This window comes from Allobosea sp. NPDC055353, assembly GCF_053644975.1.
The window spans coordinates 1649045-1670610 of sequence record NZ_JBSHMC010000001.1 but is presented as its reverse complement, the minus strand read 5'-3'; the positions used below and the strand labels follow the sequence as shown (position 1 = coordinate 1670610).

22 protein-coding genes and 1 tRNA gene are annotated in these 21566 nt (G+C 66.7%); 11 read left to right on the top strand and 12 right to left on the bottom strand.

Annotated elements, in window-relative coordinates:
* The first annotated feature begins 52 nt into the window (after positions 1 to 52).
* Positions 53 to 1279: a GNAT family N-acetyltransferase gene (locus ACWIEX_RS07775; protein ID WP_454032508.1), complete on the top strand. Its 1227-nt coding sequence runs from the start codon at positions 53 to 55 to the stop codon at positions 1277 to 1279.
* A gap of 14 nt (positions 1280 to 1293) precedes the next feature.
* Here the strand turns inward: ACWIEX_RS07775 and ACWIEX_RS07770 are convergent, their stop codons facing one another.
* Positions 1294 to 3456 carry a GumC family protein gene (locus ACWIEX_RS07770; protein ID WP_454032507.1) on the bottom strand — a complete coding sequence of 721 codons (2163 nt, stop codon included), beginning with the start codon at positions 3454 to 3456 and terminating at the stop codon, positions 1294 to 1296.
* Positions 3457 to 3667: 211 nt separating this feature from the next.
* Between ACWIEX_RS07770 and ACWIEX_RS07765 the strand changes: the two genes are divergently transcribed.
* Positions 3668 to 4228, top strand: coding sequence for a polysaccharide biosynthesis/export family protein (locus ACWIEX_RS07765; RefSeq protein ID WP_454032506.1), 561 nt, complete (start codon positions 3668 to 3670; stop codon positions 4226 to 4228).
* Positions 4229 to 4244: 16 nt separating this feature from the next.
* A complete protein-coding gene (locus ACWIEX_RS07760) occupies positions 4245 to 5411 on the top strand; it encodes a glycosyltransferase family 4 protein (RefSeq protein ID WP_454032505.1) in 1167 nt (388 codons plus the stop codon).
* A gap of 159 nt (positions 5412 to 5570) precedes the next feature.
* On the opposite strand, the gene ACWIEX_RS07755 is transcribed toward ACWIEX_RS07760, so the two are convergent.
* Positions 5571 to 5906: an SMR family transporter gene (locus ACWIEX_RS07755; protein WP_454032504.1), complete on the bottom strand. Its 336-nt coding sequence runs from the start codon at positions 5904 to 5906 to the stop codon at positions 5571 to 5573.
* Positions 5903 to 6256, bottom strand: a complete 354-nt coding sequence (locus ACWIEX_RS07750) for a DMT family transporter (RefSeq protein WP_082617017.1) — start codon at positions 6254 to 6256, stop codon at positions 5903 to 5905. The genes ACWIEX_RS07755 and ACWIEX_RS07750 overlap by 4 nt, the downstream gene beginning before the upstream one ends.
* Before the next feature lie 521 nt (positions 6257 to 6777).
* Here ACWIEX_RS07750 and ACWIEX_RS07745 point away from each other — a divergent pair.
* The 3 genes from ACWIEX_RS07745 to ACWIEX_RS07735 are packed head-to-tail and all read left to right on the top strand — an operon-like array spanning position 6778 to position 10729.
* Positions 6778 to 8331 (top strand): undecaprenyl-phosphate glucose phosphotransferase, encoded by a 1554-nt coding sequence (locus ACWIEX_RS07745; protein WP_454032503.1) that lies wholly within the window; start codon positions 6778 to 6780, stop codon positions 8329 to 8331.
* Entirely contained in the window at positions 8328 to 9572 is a 1245-nt protein-coding gene (locus ACWIEX_RS07740; RefSeq protein WP_454032502.1) for an O-antigen ligase family protein, read from the top strand. The genes ACWIEX_RS07745 and ACWIEX_RS07740 overlap by 4 nt, the downstream gene beginning before the upstream one ends.
* The gene (locus tag ACWIEX_RS07735; protein WP_454032501.1) at positions 9569 to 10729 is read left to right on the top strand and encodes an acyltransferase family protein; all 1161 of its coding nucleotides are present in this window, start codon (positions 9569 to 9571) and stop codon (positions 10727 to 10729) included. The genes ACWIEX_RS07740 and ACWIEX_RS07735 overlap by 4 nt, the downstream gene beginning before the upstream one ends.
* Before the next feature lie 52 nt (positions 10730 to 10781).
* Here ACWIEX_RS07735 and ACWIEX_RS07730 read toward each other — a convergent pair whose 3' ends face one another.
* Together ACWIEX_RS07730 and ACWIEX_RS07725 are read right to left on the bottom strand one after the other, a co-directional pair.
* A complete protein-coding gene (locus ACWIEX_RS07730; RefSeq protein WP_454032500.1) occupies positions 10782 to 11600 on the bottom strand; it encodes a class I SAM-dependent methyltransferase in 819 nt (272 codons plus the stop codon).
* 265 nt (positions 11601 to 11865) lie between these two features.
* Positions 11866 to 11943: transfer RNA gene (locus ACWIEX_RS07725), tRNA-Pro, on the bottom strand.
* Positions 11944 to 12686: 743 nt separating this feature from the next.
* On the opposite strand from ACWIEX_RS07725, the gene ACWIEX_RS07720 reads away from it, so the two are divergent.
* Positions 12687 to 12929 (top strand): hypothetical protein, encoded by a 243-nt coding sequence (locus ACWIEX_RS07720; RefSeq protein ID WP_454032499.1) that lies wholly within the window; start codon positions 12687 to 12689, stop codon positions 12927 to 12929.
* Positions 12930 to 13231: 302 nt separating this feature from the next.
* On the opposite strand, the gene ACWIEX_RS07715 is transcribed toward ACWIEX_RS07720, so the two are convergent.
* Positions 13232 to 13855 carry an alpha/beta hydrolase gene (locus ACWIEX_RS07715; protein WP_454032498.1) on the bottom strand — a complete coding sequence of 208 codons (624 nt, stop codon included), beginning with the start codon at positions 13853 to 13855 and terminating at the stop codon, positions 13232 to 13234.
* Positions 13856 to 13961: 106 nt separating this feature from the next.
* Positions 13962 to 14894: a ring-cleaving dioxygenase gene (locus ACWIEX_RS07710; RefSeq protein ID WP_454032497.1), complete on the bottom strand. Its 933-nt coding sequence runs from the start codon at positions 14892 to 14894 to the stop codon at positions 13962 to 13964.
* A gap of 202 nt (positions 14895 to 15096) precedes the next feature.
* Here ACWIEX_RS07710 and ACWIEX_RS07705 point away from each other — a divergent pair, with 202 nt between their 5' ends.
* The 4 genes from ACWIEX_RS07705 to ACWIEX_RS07690 all read left to right on the top strand — a co-directional run bounded on the left by ACWIEX_RS07705 (position 15097) and on the right by ACWIEX_RS07690 (position 17955).
* Complete coding sequence (locus ACWIEX_RS07705) at positions 15097 to 15522, top strand: DoxX family protein (protein ID WP_454032496.1); 426 nt, start codon at positions 15097 to 15099, stop codon at positions 15520 to 15522.
* 47 nt (positions 15523 to 15569) lie between these two features.
* Positions 15570 to 16508 carry a LysR family transcriptional regulator gene (locus tag ACWIEX_RS07700; RefSeq protein WP_454032495.1) on the top strand — a complete coding sequence of 313 codons (939 nt, stop codon included), beginning with the start codon at positions 15570 to 15572 and terminating at the stop codon, positions 16506 to 16508.
* Positions 16509 to 16666: 158 nt separating this feature from the next.
* Positions 16667 to 17704, top strand: coding sequence for a peptidoglycan-binding domain-containing protein (locus ACWIEX_RS07695; RefSeq protein ID WP_454032494.1), 1038 nt, complete (start codon positions 16667 to 16669; stop codon positions 17702 to 17704).
* Between the two features lie 80 nt (positions 17705 to 17784).
* On the top strand, positions 17785 to 17955 hold the full coding sequence (locus ACWIEX_RS07690) for a hypothetical protein (RefSeq protein ID WP_454032493.1): 171 nt from the start codon (positions 17785 to 17787) through the stop codon (positions 17953 to 17955).
* Between the two features lie 10 nt (positions 17956 to 17965).
* Here ACWIEX_RS07690 and sugE read toward each other — a convergent pair whose 3' ends face one another.
* The 5 genes from sugE to plsX form a co-directional block, all read right to left on the bottom strand.
* Positions 17966 to 18283 carry a quaternary ammonium compound efflux SMR transporter SugE gene (gene sugE / locus ACWIEX_RS07685; protein ID WP_113585605.1) on the bottom strand — a complete coding sequence of 106 codons (318 nt, stop codon included), beginning with the start codon at positions 18281 to 18283 and terminating at the stop codon, positions 17966 to 17968.
* Positions 18284 to 18437: 154 nt separating this feature from the next.
* Positions 18438 to 18965, bottom strand: a complete 528-nt coding sequence (locus ACWIEX_RS07680; protein ID WP_454032492.1) for a MerR family transcriptional regulator — start codon at positions 18963 to 18965, stop codon at positions 18438 to 18440.
* Positions 18962 to 19276 carry an integration host factor subunit alpha gene (locus ACWIEX_RS07675; protein WP_047573001.1) on the bottom strand — a complete coding sequence of 105 codons (315 nt, stop codon included), beginning with the start codon at positions 19274 to 19276 and terminating at the stop codon, positions 18962 to 18964. Before ACWIEX_RS07675 ends, ACWIEX_RS07680 begins: the two co-directional genes overlap by 4 nt.
* Positions 19277 to 19466: 190 nt before the next feature.
* The gene (locus ACWIEX_RS07670) at positions 19467 to 20444 is read right to left on the bottom strand and encodes a beta-ketoacyl-ACP synthase III (protein ID WP_454032491.1); all 978 of its coding nucleotides are present in this window, start codon (positions 20442 to 20444) and stop codon (positions 19467 to 19469) included.
* Between the two features lie 12 nt (positions 20445 to 20456).
* Positions 20457 to 21515, bottom strand: a complete 1059-nt coding sequence (plsX, locus tag ACWIEX_RS07665) for a phosphate acyltransferase PlsX (protein ID WP_061964015.1) — start codon at positions 21513 to 21515, stop codon at positions 20457 to 20459.
* Between the last annotated feature and the right edge of the window lie 51 nt (positions 21516 to 21566).

The following is a 21566-nucleotide window of genomic DNA, read 5'->3' as shown; positions in this document are numbered from 1 at the left end:
ATGACGGGTTAAGGACGCTTACATCTGTTCTGCTCGCACGGGCGAAGGACGCATGCCCACCATCGCCGCCCCAACGCCGGCCCCGCCGAATGCGATCACCGCCAGCCGCGCCGCAACGCGTCCCTGGGCCTCGATCGCGATCGAGACCGATATCGCCGCGCTTGCGCAAACATGGCGGGCCTTCGAGGCGACGGCGCTGGTGACGCCCTATCAGAGCCATGGCTGGGTCACGCATTTCGCCGAGACGATCGGGGCGGCGCATGACATGACCTTCCGCTACGCCCTGGTGCATGACGCCGCCGGAGCGCTCTGCGCCCTGCTGCCGCTTACCGTCACTGGGCGCAGTGGCTTCCGCTTCGCCGAGTTCATCGGTGGCAAGCACGCGAACTACCATATGGGGCTCTACGCTCCGGGTTTCGCCGCACAGCTCGATGCAGCGCTGACCGCGCAGATGCTGACGGAGATCGGCAGCGCGATCGGCGGGCTCGATGCGCTGGCCTTCGTCAACCAGCCTGTCACCTGGCAGGGCGTCACCAATCCCGCGGCGCAACTCGCCGCCGGGCCGAGCCCAAGCCGCGCCTACAAGCTCGCCCTGATCCCCGGCGACGGCGACGCGACGCTCAAGCGCTCGATGAGCAGCCATGCCCGCAAGAAGCTCAAGAACAAGCACAGCCGCTTCAAGGATTTCGGGCCATCGACGCTGGTACGTGCGGCAACGCCCGAAGAGACCACGCGCATCATCGACGCCTTCCTGTCACAGAAGGCCGAGCGCTTCCGCAGCATGGGGGTGCCAGACCCCTTCGCCGAGCCGGCGATGCGCGCCTTCCTGGAGCGCGCCGCGATGGAATGCGGCAGCGCTCGCCCGTCGATCGAACTCTATTCCCTCGATCTCGCCGGCCGGACGGTGGCGACCTATGTCGGCACGATCCAGGGCGAACGCTTCTCCGGCATGGCGACCTCGTTCGACATGGCCAGCGAAACCGTCAAGACCAGCCCGGGGGAGTTGCTGCTCGCCGAACTGATCCGCCTGAAAGCCCGCGAGAGTATCGCGGTTTTCGATCTCGGCGTGGGCGAGGCCCGCTACAAGACCACCTTCTGCGACGACTATGACGATCTCGTCGACAGCTTCCTGCCCCTGACCTTCAAGGGCCGCGTCTTCGCCCGGATCGCCCGGACGAAGCGCGACTTGAAGCGGCGGATCAAGCGCTCGCCGATGGCGCTGAAGCTCGCCCAGCGCGCATCGGGCTGGCTCAGGATCAGGCGCTCCGAGGAGGAGTAGCGCCGCCCTTCTCCTCAGGCGCCGACGGGCATTTCCGTGCGCGAAACCGGGGGCATGGGCAGGCCGCCCTCCGCGTCGAGGATCAGCGTGACCGGCGCTTCGGTCAGTTCGCTCAGGCGGTAGGCCGTCTCGAGGGCATGGCCATTGCCGACCTGCCCGCTCATGACGAGCCCGGCCTGCGCCCGGCGGGCGACCGGCGCCAGCACCGTGCCATCATCGTTGGAGGCGGCGGCGACCAGCACCCAGTCATAGGTCTCGCAGAGCGCATCGAGCGCGATGTCGACCAGGTCGGGTGCGGCCAGGACCGCAGCGCGGCCGGCGCGGCCGGCGCCGATGCGATGCAGCCGCGAACCGGATGCCCGGGTGATGATGTCGGAGAACAGGGCCTCGCCGGCAAGCAGCTCCGAGAAGCCGGCCTCCTCGCCCCCGTGATCCGAGGACAGGTCGACGAGCACGCAGCGGCAGCGCTGGGCGAGCAGTTCGGCGAGATCGCGCGGCCTGGCGGCCCCGTCGCCCGCGCCATCCAGGACCAGCGCCAGCGGCGCCATGCCGCGCGCCGGCTCGTGGGTCCGCTCGGCGATCTCCGCCAATGTCAGCTCGGGCCGGTCGAGGTCGAGCCGGGTCTGACCGAGCTTTCCGGCATGTGTGAGCAGGCCAGCGACACGCGCATGGCGCGGCGCACCCGGCACCGGGTCAGGCGCGCCCACCTCATCTTCCGACGAGTCGGCGGACACCCAGCGCGGTCCGCGCGGAGCGTCCGGCAGAGGCCTGCCCTGGCCGTTGAGCAATTCGCGGGTCACGATCGTCGCGAGCGCGATCAGGAAGGTCGCAAGCGTCGCGACCAGCACCACCGGCACCTTCTTCGGGAAGGACGGCTCGGTCGGCTCCACGGCGCGCGAGATGATGCGCGCATCGGCCGGCGTCGCATTCATCGTATCGCGCGCGACGGCCTCGCGATAGCGCTGCATGTACTGCTCGAGCTGCTCGCGCAAGGTGCGGGCCTCGCGCTCCAGCGCGCGCAGCTGCACTTCGCTGTCATTGGCGCTGGAGACGTTCTTCTTCTGCCCGTCGAGCGCGGCCTGGAAGCTTTCGACGCGCTGGCCGGCGATCTTGGCCTCGTTCTCGAGCGTGCGCACCGTGCGCTCGGCAGCGGCGCGCAACTGGCCTTCGAGGTCGAGAAGCTGGGCGTTGAGCTCCTTGATCCGCGGATGCTCCGGCAGGAGGCTGCGTGATTCCGCCGCGATCTGGGCGCGCAGGTTGACGCGCTGTTCGATCAGCCGGCGGACGAGGTCGTTATTGGCGACATCCGGGATCTCGAACGTGCGCCCCTGCTTGATGGCATCGCGGATCAACCCGGCCTTGGCCTGCGACTCCGCCTGCTGGCTGCGGGCGCTGGAGAGCTGTGCCGACAGGTCGGTGAGCTGCTGGGACGAGATGGTCGTGTTGTTGGGGCCGGAGAACAGACCGTTCTTCGAGCGATAGTCCTCGACCTTGGCCTCGGCCTCGGCGACGCGCTTGCGCAAGGGCTCGATCGTGGTCGAGAGCCAGTTCGAGGCGCTGCGGGCGTTCTCCTGCTTTGCTGCCTCCTGGAACTCCAGATAGGTCTCGGCGATGGTGTTGGCAGCCTTGGCGGCGAGCGCCGCGTCGCGCGAGGTGAACTCGATGGAGACGATGCGCGAACGGCCGACGGGATAGACCAGCAGCCGGTCATAATATTTCTCGAGGACGCGCTCCTCGGGCGAGCGATCGGCAGGATGGCCGCCGAGCCCGATCATCACGCCGAACTTGCGCACGGCGCTCAGCGCCCCGACGCCGGAATCGAACTCGGCATTGCCGACCAGCCCGATCCGCTTGATCGCCTCGCGCGCCAGGTCGCGGGACATGATGACCTGGACCTGGCTCTGCACAGCCTCGGAATCGAACTGGCTGCTATCGGCCGGCGCTTGGCCCGACATCGCGAAGAAGCCACCGCGGCTCTCCAGCAGCAGTCTCGCCTCGCCCGTGTAGCGCGGCGTGACGACGTTCACCGCGACGAAGGACAGGCCGAGGACCGCGAGCGTCGGCCCGATGATCCAGAACTTGCGGCGCTTGATCGCCGCCCAGAGGGCGGAGAGATCGAGCATATCGCCCCGGCCTTCGCCGGCGCCGCGTGCATCAGTCCCAGCTTGAGCGGTCATGGGCCCACCTATCGACGCAAAACTCTCGTCCCCTGGAAGGGACGCGGGCGACATTGAACGCTCAGTAAGGTTAGTGCGGAGTAAATGCCGGCCGAATGGCGGCACTTGCCGGGCCCTTCCGCCGCCCCGCCGCCCAAAACGGCGCGCGGGAAGCCTTTGTTAACCATACCCGGCCTAAAGATCGGGCGAGTTCTGCACGGGTAAGCCAGTGATGAGTCGACGTCTCGCCTCTCTCGCCTTGGCCGCCGCCATGACTGCGGGTGCCTGCGCGCCCCGCTATCCGGCGTCGGACTATGCGCTCGCCGAACCGGCGGGGCCTTACCGGCTCGCCAGTGGCGACCGGCTGCGCATCATCGTCTTCGGGCAGGACAATCTCTCCAATATCTATGCGGTCGACGGTGCCGGGCGGATCGCCATGCCGCTGATCAACACCATCGAGGCGCAAGGGCGCACGACGCAGCAGCTCGCCCAGGCGATCGAGGCCAAGCTGCGCGGCGGCTATCTGCGCGAACCCAAGGTTTCGGTCGAGGTCGATACCTACCGGCCGTTCTTCGTGCTCGGCGAGGTCACCACGTCCGGCCAGTTTCCCTATGTGAATGGCATGACCGTGCAGACGGCCGTTGCCATCGCCGGCGGCTTCACGCCGCGGGGCCTGCGCTCCTCTGCCGAGGTGACGCGCCAGATCGAGGGCCAGACCGTGACCGCGACCGTGCCGATCACCTATCCGGTCCAGCCCGGCGACACCATCGTCATCAAGGAACGCTGGTTCTGAAATCGCGCCGCGCCCCATGACGGACAGCCCGGCTTCCCGCCCCCTGAAAATCCTGCATGTCTTCCGGGCACCGCTCGGCGGACTGTTCCGGCACGTTCTCGACGTCGCCCGCGGCCAGGTCGAACGCGGGCACGATGTCGGCATCTTCTGCGATTCCAGCACCGGCGGAGCACGAGCCGACGAGGTCTTTCGTGAGCTTGCCGGGCAGTTGACGCTGGGCGTGACGCGGGTGCCGATGTCGCGCTATCCGAGCGCCACCGACCTCAAGGCACAGTTCTCCGAGATCTCGCTGCGGCGGCGCCTCGCGCCGGATGTCGTGCATTGCCACGGCTCGAAAGGCGGGGTCTATGGCCGCATCCCTGCCCTGTTCTCGCCGGGCCGGCGCTACGTCACCGCCTACACGCCCCATGGCGGCAGCTTCAACTACAAGCCCGGCAGCACGGAGCATAAGGTCTATATGAGCGTCGAGCGCCTGCTCGAAGGCGCGACCGACATGTTCCTGTTCGAGAGCCGCTTCATCGCCGGCCGCTTCGAGGCCCATGTCGGCCATGTGCCGCGCACGAATCATCGGGTGGTGCTCAACGGCGTCTCCGATGCGGAATTCGAGCCGATCGACCATGGCGCGGCGGAATTCGACCTGCTCTATCTGGGTGAGCTGCGCTCGGCCAAGGGCGTCGACACGCTGATCGACGCGCTGGCGCTGCTGCGCCAACGGGACAAGCTGACGCCGCGCATCCTGATCGTCGGCTCCGGGCCGGACGAAGACGAGTTGAAGCGGATGACGCGCGAGCGCGGCATCGCCGACCAGTGCGTCTTCGAGCCGCCGGCCCCCATCCGCAAGGCGCTGGCGCGCGCCCGCGCCATGGTGATCCCGTCGCGGGCCGAGTCCCTGCCCTATGTGATCCTGGAAGCAGCCGCGGCGGCCCAGCCGCTGATCTCGACCGATGTCGGCGGTATCGGCGAGATTTACGGCCCCAATCATCGCCAGCGACTGATCCAGGCCGACGACCCGGCGATCCTTGCCGGGGCGATCCGGGCGATGCTTGAGACGCCGGAAGCCGAGCGCCTGGCCCAGGCGGCCGACCTCGCCAGCCATGTCCACCAGAACTTCCGCCTGGACGACATGATCGACGGCGTCATCGCCGCCTATCGCGATGCGCTGAAGACGCGCGGCATCGCCTGAGAAGCCCTTTGTCATTCCGGGGCGCGCCGCAGGCGCGAACCCGGAACCCACGACTGGGTGAGAGATATTGTGTCTCGTTGCCAGCGGCTCGCCCGATCGTGGGTTCCGGGTTCTTCGCTCCGCGAAGCCCCGGAATGACAAAGGGGGCTCCGGCAGACCTCAGACCATCTTCAGCGCGACGACGCCGCCAACCACGAGCAGGATGCCGAGCCAGCCCACCGGCCTGATGCGCTGGCCGAAGACCAGCGCGCCGATGATCGCGGTGATCACCAGACCCGCCCCGCCCCAGACCGCATAGGCGACCGACAGGTCCATGCCTTCGATCGCCTGAGCGAGCGCTGCGAAGGCGCCCATGACGAGAACGATGCCGCCGGCGCCCATGGTGCGACGGGTCATGCCGTCCGAGAGCTTGAGCAGATAGGTGCCGCCGATTTCGAGCGTGACGGCCAGCAGCAGCCAGAGGAAAGGCGTAGCCTGCGTGAAGGAGGCGGTCACACGAGCCTCCCGTCACCCTCGCTGCGTTCGTGCCCCACTCCGTTCTCGATGAGGAGAATGCCGGCCAGGATCGCGGCCAGGCCGGCCGCGCGGGCAGCCGTCAGGTGCTCGCCGAACAGCACATGGCCGATCAGCGCGATGCCGACGATGCCGAGCCCTTCCCAGACGGCATAGGCGACCGCCATCGGAATGACCCGCAGCGCGATGCTGAGCAGGATGAAGGAGAAGCCGATCAGGATCAGCGGCAGCGTGCCGACGAGCCATGAGGTGGAGACAGCCGACTTCAGCGCGGCCGTCGCGACGATCTCGACGGCGATCGCCGCGAGCAGAACCAACCAATGAAAAGACATGTTGCACACGGGCGAAGCCGGCGCTGAACGTCACGGGTGCGACGCAGGGACAGCCAAGCAATCGTTAGAGTTTTAAATCGACGGATCCAAAAAGAAGACTTAGCCGGAGAATTACTCCAGCAACCAACGCCACAGGAAAAACACCTGTCAGGGCGCGGCGCCCATCGAGAGCGATATATGCTTCTCAGACACTCATCGATAACCAATATGCCTGCCGCCCTCTATTCTGTCAACTCGCGATCACTTGCAATAACAATCACTTGCGGGAAATCGTGACTTTTTCAGGCGTTTTAAACCTGTGCCAAATCACTGGCGGGCCAAGACAAAATCCACTTTTTCGCCATCGCGTTTTGGCACTCTCTACAGAGCATGCGGCAAGAGCCTTCGCGGCGCTCCGGAGCCTTACGAATCCACCGAAACAGCAAGCGGTCGGGTTAAATGTTCCGTGAGCAATTTCGGATACAGCCGAACCGGGATCGCAGCACTCCGGCGCGGCGCTCCGAGTTGAGGGTGTAAGGGTCATGGGGACTTTCGACGTCCGCGATATGATGAAGGCGGATGCGGCCGCCTCGGCCTCGCCGGCGATCTTCGGCGGGTCCGACAAGGGCCAGACGCGGCGCTTCCACCCGCTGGCCGAGCGCATCGCGGCCATTCCCGTCAAGCCGACGCTGTCGCCCGTGATGATCGAAGGCGCGGCCCGGCTGCTCGACCTGATCGCCGTGCTCGGCACCGGCGGGCTGATCTACTGGCTCTATGCGGCGGGCAAGGTCGAATACACGCTGCCCTATCAGGTGACGGTCGCGGCGCTGGCTTTCGGCTCGCTTGCGGTCTTCCAGGCGCTGCAACTGTACCCGATCGGAGCCCTGCGCCATTTCATCGGCAGCGGCGTGCGCCTGGTCGCCGGCTGGACGATGCTGTTCCTGGTCGCGCTCGCGGCCTTCTTCTTCCTGAAGATCGGCGATCAGGTTTCGCGCGGCTGGCTGATCGGCTTCTATTTCGCCGGTGCCGGCGCCCTGCTCGCCGGGCGCGCGATCACGACGACGGGCGTGCGCTATCTCACCCGCACCGGCCGGCTGGAGCGGCGCACGGCCATCGTCGGCGGCGGCGAGGCCGGCGAAGCGCTGATCCGCGCCCTGGAAAGCCAGAAGGATACCGGCCTGCGCATCTGCGGCGTCTTCGACGACCGCAACGACGAGCGCTCGCCCGATCTCGTCGCCGGCTATCCCAAGCTCGGCACGATCGACGACCTCGTCGAATTCGCACGCCGCACCAAGCTCGACCTCGTGATCTTCACCCTGCCGATCTCGGCGGAGGCGCGGCTTCTGACCATGCTGCGCAAGCTCTGGGTCCTGCCGATCGACATTCGCCTCTCGGCTCATCTGTCGAAGCTGCGCCTGCGCCCGCGCTCCTATTCCTATTTCGGCGCCGTGCCCGTGCTCGACGTGTTCGACCGGCCGATCGCCGACTGGGACATCGTCGTCAAATGGGCGTTCGACAAGGTCGTCGGCACGCTCGCCCTGATCGCGCTCTCGCCGGTGATGCTGGCGACGGCGATCGCGATCAAGCTCGATACCAAGGGGCCGGTGTTCTTCCGCCAGAAGCGCTACGGCTTCAACAACGAGACCGTCGACGTCCTGAAATTCCGCTCGCTGCGCAACGACATGGCCGACCACAACGCTGCCAAGCAGGTCACCAAGGACGATCCGCGCGTGACGCGCGTCGGCCGCTTCATCCGCAAGACCTCGATCGACGAATTGCCGCAGCTCCTGAACGTCGTGTTCAAGGGCGACCTGTCGCTGGTCGGCCCGCGGCCGCATGCCATCCATGCCAAGGCCTCGAACCGCGCCTATGAGCAGGTGGTGGACGGCTATTTCGCGCGTCACAAGGTCAAGCCCGGCATTACCGGCTGGGCCCAGATCAACGGCTGGCGCGGCGAGACCGACACCGAAGAAAAGATCCAGCGGCGCGTCGAGCACGACCTCTACTACATCGAGAACTGGTCGGTGCTGCTCGACCTCTACATCCTGGCGAAGACGCCATTCTCGCTCCTGACCAAGAACGAGAACGCCTATTGAGCGCGCTGGCGCAAAACCCGCCGCAGGCAGACCGGGCCTCGCGCCTGGCGATTTCCTACGCCGCCATCAAGCGCGGCACCCTCTGGCTGCTCGGCGCCGCCAGCGGGCTCGCCCTGGTCGAGCCCTCGCCCTACGAGGTCGTCTTCCTGCTGGCGCTGTTCGTCTTCGCGCTCACCGGCATCCGGTTCTCGCAGAAGCTTCTGCCGCTCGCGGTCCTGCTGCTCGGTTACAATATCGGCGGCATCCTCTCGCTCATTCCCTGGATGGGCGACGGCGACTCGGTGCGCTTCACCGCGGTGTCGGTCTATCTGATGATCACCTGCGTCTTCATCGCCGGGATCATGTCCCAGGATGCGGCCGGCCGGCTGGAGACCCTGCGCCGCGGCTGGCTGTTCGCCGCCTGGGTCGCAGGATTTGCGGGGCTGCTCGGCTATTTCGACATTGCCGGGCTCGGCTCGGTCTTCACGCTCTATGGCCGCGCCGCCGGGACGTTCAAGGACCCGAACGTGCTCGGCCCCTATCTGGCCCTGCCGATCGTCTACGTGCTGCAGCGCATCCTGACCGGGCAGGTCGGCATGGCGCGCGGCCTGGTCACGCTGAGCATCCCGCTCGCCGCGCTGTTCTTCACCTTCTCGCGCGGCGCCTGGGGCGTGCTGGTCGTCTCGACGGCACTCATGATCGCCCTCACCTTCCTGACCGCTCCGAGCGCCGCCAGCCGGCGCCGGATCGTCGCGATGTCGCTGGCCGCGCTCGTCGCCATGGTGGCCGCGCTCCTGGTCGCGCTGTCCTTCGAGGACATCCGCAACGTCTTCGACGCGCGTGCCAGCCTCGACCAGGAATATGACCAGGGCGTCACGGGGCGCTTCGGCAACCAGTTGCGCGCCATCCCGATGCTGCTGGACGCACCGAACGGCTTCGGACCGCTGCAGTTCCGCTGGCTCTTCAACCAGGCCGATCCGCACAACGTCTACATCAACGCCTTCGCCTCCTATGGCTGGCTCGGCGGGCTGTCATGGATCAGCCTGATGGTGGCGACCTGCTATGTCGGCTGGCGGGTGGTGTTCCGGCCCGGCCCGACCCAGCTCCACGCCATTGCGATCTGGTCGGTGCTCTTCGTCACCATCCTGCAGGGCTTCCAGATCGACAGCGACCACTGGCGGCACCTCTACCTGATGCTCGGCCTGATCTGGGGCCTGGCGGCGCTCGGACCGGGCGAGGGCGGCGCGGAGGGGCGCCCATGACGACGGCAGCGCCACCAGCCAGCGGAACGGCGCCGTCCGGCCAGATCGAGAGCATCCAGACCCTGCGCGCGATCGCGGCGCTGCTGGTCGTCCTCGGCCATGCCGCCCATGAGACGGAAGCCATCGGCGCGCGCGTCGGCCTGCCCGCGATCGACCTGTCCTTCATGCGCTGGGGCATCGGCGTCGACATCTTCTTCGTGATTTCCGGCTTCATCATGGTCCACACCTCGGCCGATCTGTTCGGCCGGCCGGGAGCATGGCGGGTATTCCTCACCCGGCGGATCGCCAGGATCGTGCCGCTCTACTGGCTCCTGACCAGCGTCCTGCTGCTCGGCGGCCTCGCCGTGCCCCAACTGCTGAACGTTCCGCTCGGCGATTGGCAGCATATCCTCGCCTCCTATCTCTTCATCCCGAGCCTGCGCGGCGGCGACGAGACCAGGCCGGTGATGGCGCTGGGCTGGACGCTCAATCTGGAAATGTTCTTCTACGTGCTGTTTGCCGGGGCGATGCTGCTGCCCCTGCGGCGCGGAATGGCCGCGCTCACGCTCGTCATCGGCGGCCTCGCCCTGGCGGGGATGCTGCTGCAGCCGGAGCAGGTACAACTCGCCTTCTGGACGCAGCAGATCATCCTCGAATTCCTGTTCGGCTGCCTGCTGGCACTGCTTCACAGGCAAGGCGTGAGCCTTCCGGGACCGGGCGCTGCGCTGCTCGTGGTCCTCGGCTTCGCCGCCATGTTCAGGCTTCACGGCCTCGAAGCCGGGGAAACGACCCTGCCGGCGCTGCGCTGGGGCATCCCGGCCGTGATGATCGTCGGCGGTGCGGCGCTCTATCGCGGCGCCACGCCGCGCCTGGCGCTGCTCCTCACCGGGCTCGGCAATGCCTCCTACAGTCTCTATCTGTTCCACCCCTTCGCGCTGCGCCCGCTGCGGGAGGTCTGGATCAGGCTGGTCGGCGGGGCGCTGCCACTGGAGATCTACATCGCGGTCGCCATCGCGGTCGCAGCCGTCGCATCCACCCTGCTCTACCGCTGGGTCGAACGTCCGATCGGGCGCAGGCTGCGTTTCCCCTCCGCCACGGGCACGGCGCGCGAACAGCGGCCGGCAATGGATGGATCACGCTGGGCAAAAGACCGCGAAGCGGGTCATACCGCGGGCTGAGCCAGGTCTTCTCCGGCCGGGTCGAAGCCGTCTCGAGGCCGGCGAAGCGGGCTCAGCCCCGGCCCTTGCGGACGACGACATAGGCATAGGTCGTCACGAAGCTCCAGCCGACACGCGCCGCCAGTGCATTGAAGACGTGATCGACCTGCTTCAGCCCCGGCATCCGGTCGAAATAGCCGTGTCCCCAGAAGCGCTGGACATGGGTTTCGGCGAAGCCGGCGCGCTTGAGCATCGGCTCGAGCAAGGCCGGGTTGCCGCGGCACCAATCATAGAGCGCGGGGAATTTCGGATCGCCGCCGCCGTCGCGACGCGCCGGGAACAGGGCGTGGACGATGGCGTGCGAGACCTTCTCCGGCAGGACATGGTTCAGCGCGAAGACCGGCGCCCAGAGCGTCGGGAAGAAGGCCAGCGCCACGCCGCCGGGCGCCAGCAATTCATGGATATTGGCCCAGGCCCGCTCGACCCCGTCGACATGCTCGAAGACCATGCGCGACACCATCATGTCATAGCCGCCACGCGTGACGTCCGGCTCGCTCAGGTCGCCGGCGATGTCGAAGCGCGCGGTCCTGAGCCCGCGCGCCGTCAGCGCCAGCTCGCCGGCATCGATGTCGTTGACGATGAGATCGATGCCGTTGCGGGTGGCCTGTTCCTGGGTGAACAGGGGATCGCGGCCGCCGCCGATCTCGCAGACGCGGCGCAGGCCGAACTGATGCGCAAGCCCGAGGATGGTCGCCTCATAGTGATCCCAGGCCCATTGCGAATGCCAATCGGGCTTGATCTCGGTGAAGAAATTCGCAAGCGAACCGGCGGCTTGCGTCGTCTCCCGACGGCCCGGCCCGGCGTCCGTGATCGCAAGACTCGCCATGGACATGATCGCTTCCGCCTCTTCGTGCCCTGCCCGCCCCGCCAGCAACATTGGCTGCGCGACGGCGCGAGGGCAACGACAAGCCTAAGGAAGGGTTAATCACGAAAGAAGCCGTCCCGAGAACGGCGCGCCTTCGAAAGAGGCTGCGACGGCGTGAGCGAAGGGCGAATCCATCGCCCGGCTTCAGGGCCGAGCCACCGCGCCGCAAAGAAGCCTCGCGATGCCCGAAAGCTGCAAGAGATGGATGGTCGTTGATTTTCAGGGATTTAAATGGTCGGAGCGAGAGGATTCGAACCTCCGACCCCTTGTCCCCCAGACAAGTGCGCTAACCGGGCTGCGCTACGCTCCGACGGGTCGGCTTATAGTGGCGAGGCGCGGCAGATGCAATGCGCTTCGAGACGATCATCAACAATCCCGTCGCATGACGGCGATGGCTCGTCTGGGCCTAGCGCTTCCGCCGGGCTGACTGCGCCGAGCCGTCATCGAGCCGCTCTCCAAAAGCCGTAAGCCGGATTCTCTCGAACGCCTCCCAAATGGGAGATGCTCGAGAGCCTGGACTGCGCTTCCGTAGGGCATTCAGGCGAGGCCCATGCTCGATCAGGATGAAGATCCCGCAACCGTCACCGGCTTCACCGTGCCACATTGGCTGCTGTCGGCCATCAACGCGGCAGCGGCCCTGATCCTGATTCTCGTGACCTGAGCCAAGCATCGCACCGGTCTTGGAAAGCGGATACCCCAAATGGGGGCTGCGCGAACACTTGCGTTGGAGCGATGATGAAAGTGCGGCTCCGGGTCATTCAATCATGAAACACAAGCAACAGATGTCGCTTATCGCGCGGCGCGCCCAAATCCGGCGTGCGGCCGCTGGCCGGAAAGATCTCGCTTCGGCGCAGCCGGCGGTCCGCCCGGTCCTGCGCCTGGTCTCTTCGAGCTCCGAAGCCGCGCGAAACCCGCATAACCAACATCGCGAACTGACCTCGGCCGTCGAATAGCCGCCGGCTTCCGATTACGGAGCGCGTTCAGGCAATGGTCATCTGCGATGGCCCTTGATGCCGACGCGGCACGCGGATTGCCGCTGCGGCGACGATCAGCATGGACGGTATCGCGTTGAGACAGGATGGGTTCCATTGCGGGGATTGTGGCTCGCCCGGGGTCTCGATTCCGCATGCGCTCAGCGATGCGAGCGTGGTCTCCTGCGCCAATTGCGGATTGAGCCTGGGGTCCTGGGCGGAGTATCGCCGACGGATCGATCTGGCCCTGATGGCCGAGCAGGCCGGGAAGGCGCGCCGCGTCATCGTGGCGGACCCGGTCGGGAACGGGCTCGCCCGGGCCTAGCGACAGCGTTGCAGCGGCGGCCTGCGCGCATCGATCCGGAGAGATGGAGTTGTCCACTCCTCAGCCTCTTGGGCCGGCTTGCCAGACGCCTCGTCCGGCCTCACGATCCCCTGACGTAGCGTCGATTGGGAGGTCGAAGATGCGTGCCGTGTCGCGTCCGGTGGATATGACGGTTTCGAGCCAGCGCGCGATTCTGCTGCGCGTGCTCGTGCTTCTGGCCATCACGATGGCCATCCTGATGCCTCTGATCGATTAGCCGCAGCAGCGGCACCGCAGCGTTTTCGCCACGATGCCGCCTCTGATCAGTTGCGCGCCAGCCAGTCGCCGAGAAGGCCGATATCGGCCTGCCCGAGACCATGCCCCGCGGGCAATGCGCGATGCTCGACGGCGGCGCCGCTCTCGCCGAGCTGGCGCGCCAGCGCTTCGGCATTGGCTTTCGGCACGATCGGATCGAGCGCGCCCGACAGGATCAGCACCGGCTTGCCGGTGAGATCGACACGCGGCGGCTCGGCGAAGGGGACCATCGCGCGCAGGAGCGCCGCTCCGGCGAGGATCTCGGGCCGCTGCAGCAACAGCGCCGCCGCGATATTCGCGCCGTTGGAGAATCCGAGCGCGATTGGCGCGGGCAGGCCGTAACGCTCCCGCGCCTGCGACACGAACGCCGCGAGCTCGTCGGTCCGCCGCCTGAGGTCCGCTTCGTCAAAGACACCTTCGGCCAGGCGGCGGAAGAAGCGCGGCGCCGTTCCTTCAAGAACCTTGCCGCGCGGCGAGAGCAGGCTTGCGCCCGGCGCCACGGTGCGGCCGAGCGAAAGCAGGTCGCGCTCGTCGCCGCCGGTGCCGTGCAGGAGCAGGAGCGGCCTGCGAACCGGATCGCTGCCCGGCTCGAAGACATGGATGAAATCGGTATCGGCGGTTGTGACGGTCATGGTCGTCTCCCTTGGTCAAGCGGAAGCGCCCTGCCCCTTGCGATAAGCGGACAGGGCGTCCTGGTCTCGCTCCGCCGCCCGCCTGAACGGCGGGCGACGGGTCTCGTCAGCCGAGGTCGGGCAGGACCGCCTCGATCTCCTTGCGATGCGCCTCGTACTGAGGCGGCAGCTTCAGCGAACGGCCGAGTTCGGCCGCGGGCTCGTCGATCGCGAAGCCGGGGATATCGGTCGCGATCTCGAACAGGACATGGCCCGGCTCCCGGAAATAGACCGAGCGGAAATAGTTCCGGTCGCGCTGTTCCGTGGGGCTGATGCCATGGTTCTGAACAAGGCGGCGCACCATCTCCTGCTGCGCGGCGTCATCGGCCGCCCGGAAGGCGATATGGTGGACCGAGCCCGCGCCCTGCCGGGCCGGCAGGAAGCCGCCGGCGACGCGCAGGTCGATCACCCCGCCGACCGCCGTGCCCTTCGCGGCATAGCGGATCAGCGTGTCCTCGCGGCCGATCTCGGTGAAGCCGAAGACGTCGCTGAGGATAGCTCCCGTCGGTGCGGCATCGGCCAGCAGCAGGCTGACGCTGTGGAAGCCGCGCAGCGCATGCTCGGCGGGAATACCGCCGTCAGCCCAGGCCGGCTCCTTCTCGACACCCGGCAAGCCGACGAGGGCGAGCCTCATGCCGTCCGGATCCCGGAAGCTCAGCACGGTCTCGCCGAAGCGCCGGACCGGCACCTCATGCGGCACGCCCTGCTCGACGAAGCGATGCGCCCAGAAGCCGATCGAACCTTCCGGAACCCGGAAGACCGTCTCCTGCGTCTCGCCGACGCCGAGGCGGCCCGGAGCGGCATGCTCCCACGGGAAGAAGGTCAGGATCGAGCCGGGCGCGGCATCCACATCGCCGAAATAGAGGTGATAGGTGCCGGGATCGTCGAAATTGACGGTCTTCTTGACCAGGCGCAGGCCGAGCACCCGCGCATAGAAATCGAGGTTGCGGCGCGCCGGGCCGGAGATGGCAGTGACGTGATGAAGGCCGTTGATCTGCATGGCAAGCTCCTCCGTGTTCTCGATCGCGATGGGCAGATATCCGCCCCGTTGGCTGGAAGATCGGCATGGAGGCGGCCGAGCGCCAGAGGCAATTGATTGCGTTCATGCAATGCCTACATCGCCAATCTACAATTTGATTTGCACATGAGTCCGATCGATTGTCCGGCCAGAGACCAACCGGTCCCGTTTCAGGAGACGTCCCATGATCGACAATCGCCTCGCTCCCTATGGCGCCCTGACCTTACGCGTCGCGCTCGGCCTGATGTTCATCGCCCACGCCTATCTCAAGCTCGTCATCTTCACGCCCGCCGGCTTCACCGGCTTCCTCGGGCAGGTCGGGCTGCCCGGCTTCCTGGCCTGGCCGATCATGCTGGCCGAGCTCATCGGCGGCCTCGCCATCCTCATCGGCTTCCATGGTCGCCTGGCCTCCCTGGCGTTGCTGCCGGTCCTGCTCGGCGCGCTTGCGGTCCATGCCCCGAACGGCTGGGTCTTCAATGCGCCGAACGGTGGCTGGGAATATCCCGCTTTCCTGGCGCTCACCGCCTTCGCGCATGTGCTGATCGGGGATGGCGCGCTTGCCGCCACCGGCACGCGTCCCAAGGTCAGCGCCAAGCCGGCGCTGGCTTGACGCAAACCCGCCTTGAAGGGGCTCGCGCCTTGGCCGAGAGTGAGCGGATGAATCAAGCCGCGAAGCCTCTGGCCTGGGACGATTTCCGCCTGATCAAGGCGATCGCCGACAAACGGGCCCTGCCGGCTGCCGCGGCTGCGCTCGGCGTCAACCACTCGACGGTGTTCCGCCGCCTCGGCCAGATCGAGGAGGCGCTCGGCACCCGCCTGTTCGAGCGTCACCGCAGCGGCTATGTCGCGACGCCGGCCGGCGAGGAAATGATCCAGCTCGCCGGCCGCGTCGACGACGACATCACCGCTTTCTCGCGCAAGCTCGCGGGGCAGGAGATCAAGCCGGCCGGCGAGTTGCGCGTCGCCACCAACGACTCCCTGCTGGTCGACCTGCTGACGCCGCTCTTCGCCCGTTTCCTCGGGCAATGCCCGGATATCCGGCTCGATATCCTGATCGGCAACCAGGCCGCCAATCTCTCCAAGCGCGACGCCGATGTCGCGATCCGCGCCACCGACAATCCGCCGGAGACGCTGGTCGGCCGCAAGCCCGCCCGGATCGCCTGGGCGCTCTATGGCCGTGCCGCCGATTTCCCCGATGCGGAGCTGCCCTCCCGCGAAAGCCTGTGGGAGCGAAGCTGGGTCTCGCTCGGCGACCAGTTCACCATGCTGAGCGCGGTGCGCTATCTCGCCCGCCACGTCACGCCGGAGCGTGTCGTCTACAAGCTCAATACCGTGCTCGGCCTTGCCGAGGCGGTCGAGGCCGGGATCGGCATCGGCTTCCTGCCATGCTTCATCGGCGATACGCGGCCCGGCCTGAGACGGCTCGGCGAACCGGAGCCCGATCTCGCAGCCGACCTCTGGCTGCTCACCCATCCCGACATGCGTCACACGCCGCGCGTGCGGCTCTTCCTCGATTTCCTGGCGGTCGAGCTCGGGCGGTTGAAGCCGCTGGTCGAAGGTGATCGTCCGATCGGCGGGGCCGCGGCGCCGGTCTGAGCAACGCCCGGCCGCTCATCCATGTGAATGACGCCCGGCCGAAATCGCACTGCTAGCTGTTTCGGGAACGGAACAGCGGCTCTCAAGCCGCCCCGGCGATCGCGCGAAAGGCGGCCTGTCCGCGATCCACCTTGCCGGCCGCGTGGGAGGCTGACGCCATGCCGGAGCCTGGCAAGAAATGGGTCGAAAAGGGATCACGCTGCAACAACACGGCCGGCATCCAGAATGCGATCAACGTCTACAATGGCGGCCGCAACAATCTCAAGGTGGACGGCATTTTCGGCGACAACACCGAAAGTGCGATCAAGACTTTCCAGCGCGCCTGCGGTCTCAAGGACGACGGCAAGGTCGGAGACGATACCGGCTCCAAGCTGTTCGATGAGCACTCATTGACCCAGACGCTGACTGTGACGCTTCCGGCCAATGCCTTCCAGCTTACCGGCAAGACATTGCCGCCCCGGGCGCTTCTCGATACTGCCGGGGCATTGCTCACGCGACAAAAGGCGGTGGAAGCCTGGACGAGCGCTGCCCGGGTCGAGAAGGCCGGCATCGACATCCCGAAACTCGAGCTGCGTCACATCGGGCTGCAGGCGGCGAGCATGCTCGCCCACGGCGCCAAGCAGATCCCGCCGCTCGGCTTTCTCCAGCAACTGCCGAAGCTCGACGCCAAGCTGCCGCATACCCTGCAATTCGTCGGAGAAACCACGGATTTCAGGACTTTCAAGATCAGCTATACCGTCGACAAGGTTCTTCAGCCGCGCACCCCAAGCTTCATCAAGCCGTATTTCAAGAATGAATTCAAACCCGGTTTCGACCTTGAGAATCCCGGCCTAAAGGTCGAATTCAGGTCCGAAGTGGGCCTTTCCAGCCCCAAGATCATTATCGGAAAATATCTGGAAGCCGGCGCCAACCTCAATCTCTGGACAAGCGCGAAGGGAGCGATCGGGCTGGGCGGGGCCGTGGGCGAGCTGTCAGGCGGGGCCAAGGCCGAGGCGCGCGCCGTCGGCCACATCTTCCAGTCCGAGTTCCGGTTCGGGCCGATCAGGCGCATGCAGCTCGATGCCATCGCCGGTTTCAACCTGGGCCTGTCGGCGCATCTGTTCTTCCATTCGGCCGGAGCCGTGTTCAACGTCATCCCGCCCCGCCTGGAATTCGCCCCCCTGGCACAGGGCCTGCTGACTGTCGGCTTCGAATGAAGGGCGAACCCACGAAGGGCATGCGAACGTCTGTCTCGCAATGACTGTCCAAGAGGCCGAGCAGCCTCTAAGCTGCCGCCATGGAGATCGTCATCCCCCTGATCATCGGCCTCAGCCTGATCTGGCTGATCGGCCGCGGCGTGCCCTGGAACGCCAAGCTCATGACCGTCCTGGTCACGCTCGCGATCATCGTCCTGATCGTCCTGATCGAGCGCGGTGGCTACTGGCCGGAATCCTGGCGCCGGAGCTGAGCCTCGGCGCTTACGCCGAGACCAGCTTGAGTCCGACGATCCCGGCCACGATCAGGCCGATGCAGGCGAGCCGCAGGGCGCCCGCCGGTTCGCCCAGCAGGGCGATGCCGAGGATCGCCGTGCCAATCGTGCCGATGCCGGTCCAGACCGCGTAAGCCGTGCCGACGGGCAGCGATTTCAGGGCAAGGCCGAGCAGGCCAAGGCTGACGACCATGCTGGCGCCGGTGAACAAGGTCGGGACGAGCCGGGTGAAGCCTTGCGTGTATTTCAGGCCGATGGCCCAGCCGACCTCGAACAGGCCTGCGATGAACAGATAAAGCCAGGCCATGCCGGCGCTCCCAGTGATGAGGCGCGACGATCCGCGCCGGAAACGGGACGTGCCAGGTCGTCCTCGGCTTCGAAGTTATGGTCAGGAGCGGAGCGATCAACCCGCGTCGCGCCTGCATCGGCGCAAACGCCCCAGGCGCGACCGCAAGTCTGGATCAGGCCGTGTCCGGCGCCGGCTGCAAGGCCTGTTCGAGGATGCGCCGGCACTCGCCGAGCTCCTTCAGCACCGCCGTGAGGACCGAGATGTCGTCAAGCCCTTCGGGAACGGGCTGCCGGTAAGGCGCCAGCCGTTCGGGTGCCGCCTCGGCAGCGGCGCCCGGGCCGCCTGGCGTGACCGCCGGCGCTGCGCTGCTCATCGCCCCGATCGGCGCGCCCCGGCCGATCGCCTGGACATGGCGCGGCCCCTGTTCCTTCAGGATGCGCTGCAGGCCCTTGATCGTATAGCCTTCGCCATAGAGCAGGCGTCGGATTCCCTTGAGCAGGGCGACGTCGTCAGGCCGGTAATAACGGCGTCCGCCGCCGCGCTTCAGCGGCTTGATCTGGTTGAAGCGGGTCTCCCAGAAACGCAGGACGTGCTGAGGTATGTCGAGGTCTTCGGCGACCTCGCTGATGGTCCGGAAGGCATCTGGGCTCTTGGTGTCCAATTCGGCCTCGGTATCGCCGGCGTGGAACTCCAGGCTCACTCAGTCTCACCCTCACCCGTCTGTCCGTTGATGCGGGCCTTCATCACGTTCGAGGGCTTGAACACCATCACGCGACGCGGCTCGATCGGGACCTCAACGCCAGTTTTGGGATTACGCCCGATTCGCTCGCCTTTGTCTCGCACGACGAACGATCCGAACGAGGACAACTTCACATTCTCGCCGCGCGCCACCGCATCGCAGATCTCGTCGAGCACCGCCTCGACGAGCTTCGACGACTCCGTCCGCGACAAGCCGATCTTCTGGTAGACAGCCTCGCACAGGTCCGCACGAGTGACCGTTTGCCCCGCCATTCATATCCTCCAAGGCGTATTGCGGGCGGCGGCCTGGAACCGCCGACCCTTCGCCATTATGGACGGCGGACGCTAGGCGCCCCCGTCGCGCGGGTCAATCCTCAAGCGCGGCCAATATGCCGCCCTAGGCCGGATTCGACCCTAAATGACGATGATTCATGACAATTTTCGTGAATTATCTACCGCTGGGTCACCAGCGGATCAGGGCCGAGCCCCAGGTGAAGCCGCCGCCCATCGCCTCGATCAGAACGAGCTGTCCGCGCTTGATGCGGCCATCGGCATGGGCCTCGGCCAGGGCAAGCGGGATCGAGGCCGCAGAAGTGTTGCCATGGCGGTCGACGGTGACGACGACGTTGTCGTGGCTGATGCCGAGCTTGTCGGCCGTGGCGTCGATGATGCGCCGGTTGGCCTGGTGCGGCACGAACCAGTCGATATCGGCGCCGGACAGGCCCGTCTGCTCGAAGGTGTGGCGCACCGTCTCGGCCAGGTTGGTGACGGCGTGGCGGAAGACTTCCTTGCCTTCCATGCGCAGGAAGCCGACCGTCTTGGTCGAGCCCGCGCCGCCATCGACATAGAGCTTGTCCTTGTAGCGGCCGTCCGAGCGGATATGGGTGGTGAGGATGCCGCGATCGGCCAGCGTCCCCTCGCCCGGCGCGGCTTTCAGCACAACGGCGCCGGCGCCGTCGCCGAACAGCACGCAGGTAGCGCGGTCCTCCCAGTCGAGGATGCGCGAAAAGGTCTCGGCGCCGATCACCAGGGCGGCGCGGGCACCGCCCGTGGTCAGGAACTTGTCGGCGGTCGCGAGCGCAAAGACGAAACCCGAACAGACCGCCTGCATGTCGAAGGCCGCGCCGCCGGTGATGCCGAGCGCCGCCTGGATCTGCGTCGCCGTAGCGGGAAAGGTGTGATCCGGCGTCGCGGTCGCGACGATGATCAGGTCGATCTCGGTGGGGTCGATGCCGGCGTCGGCGATCGCCGCCTGTGCCGCCTTGAGGCCAACCACCGAGGTCGGCTCGTCATCGGCAGCGACATGGCGCTGGCGGATGCCGGTGCGCTGGACGATCCACTCGTCGCTGGTGTCGACGCGGGCGGCCAGCTCGGCATTCGTGACGATGCGCGCGGGCAGGTAGGAGCCGCAGCCGACGACTTGAGAGCGCAGGATGGACAAGAAGGTTGTTCCCTATTCCGCCTCGGCGGGCTGCGCGGCCATCAGCTCCGGACGCGTGCTCGCGGCGACCATTTCGCGGACCTTCGCCATCAGGTCCTCGCGTGCCATCTCATAGCCCAATTCGGCGGCGCTGGCGAAGCCGATCGCATCCGTACCGCCATGGCTCTTGATGACGATGCCTTCCAGGCCGAGGAAGACGCCGCCGTTCGACTTGCGCGGGTCGAGCTTGTCCTTCAGCGCCGCGAAGGCGCCACGGGCGAAGACATAGCCGATCTTCGCCATCAGCGAGCGGCTCATCGCGGCGCGCAGGTAATCGGCGATCTGACGGGCGGTGCCTTCGGCCGTCTTCAGGGCGATGTTGCCGGTGAATCCCTCGGTGACCACGACATCGACCGTGCCCTTGCCGAGATCGTCCCCCTCGACGAAGCCGTGATAGGCGAGATGCGGCAGGTTGCTCTCGCGCAGGATGCGCCCGGCTTCCTTGACCGCCTCGACGCCCTTGATCTCCTCGACGCCGACATTGAGCAGGCCGACTGTCGGCCGGTCGAGATCGAGCACGACGCGGGCCATGGCCGCGCCCATCACGGCGAGATCGACGAGATGGCGCGCATCCGCGCCGATGGTGGCGCCGACATCGAGCACGATGCTCTCGCCGCGGGCCGTCGGCCACAGGCAGGCGATCGCCGGCCGGTCGACCTGCGCCATCGACTTCAGGCAGAATTTCGACATCGCCATCAGCGCGCCGGTATTGCCGGCCGAGACGGTGACATCGGCCTCGCCCGTCTTGGTCGCGTCGATCGCGCGCCACATCGACGATTTGTAGCGGCCATAGCGCAGCGCCTGGCTCGGCTTGTCGTCCATCTTCACCGAGACCTCGGTGTGGTGGAAGGTGGTGACGGCCTTGAGCTTCGGGTGCTGGTCGATCAGCGGAAGCACCTGCTTCTCGTCGCCGAAGATGACGAATCGGGCATCCGGGCGGCGCTCGAGCATCAAGGCGGCGCCGGGTATGACGATGGTCGGGCCGTGGTCCCCGCCCATCGCATCGAGCGCGATTGTAACCGGTCTTGTCATGGAATTCTGGCGTGTCCCGGAGATGGCCGACCTTCAATCCGGGGCGGCTCA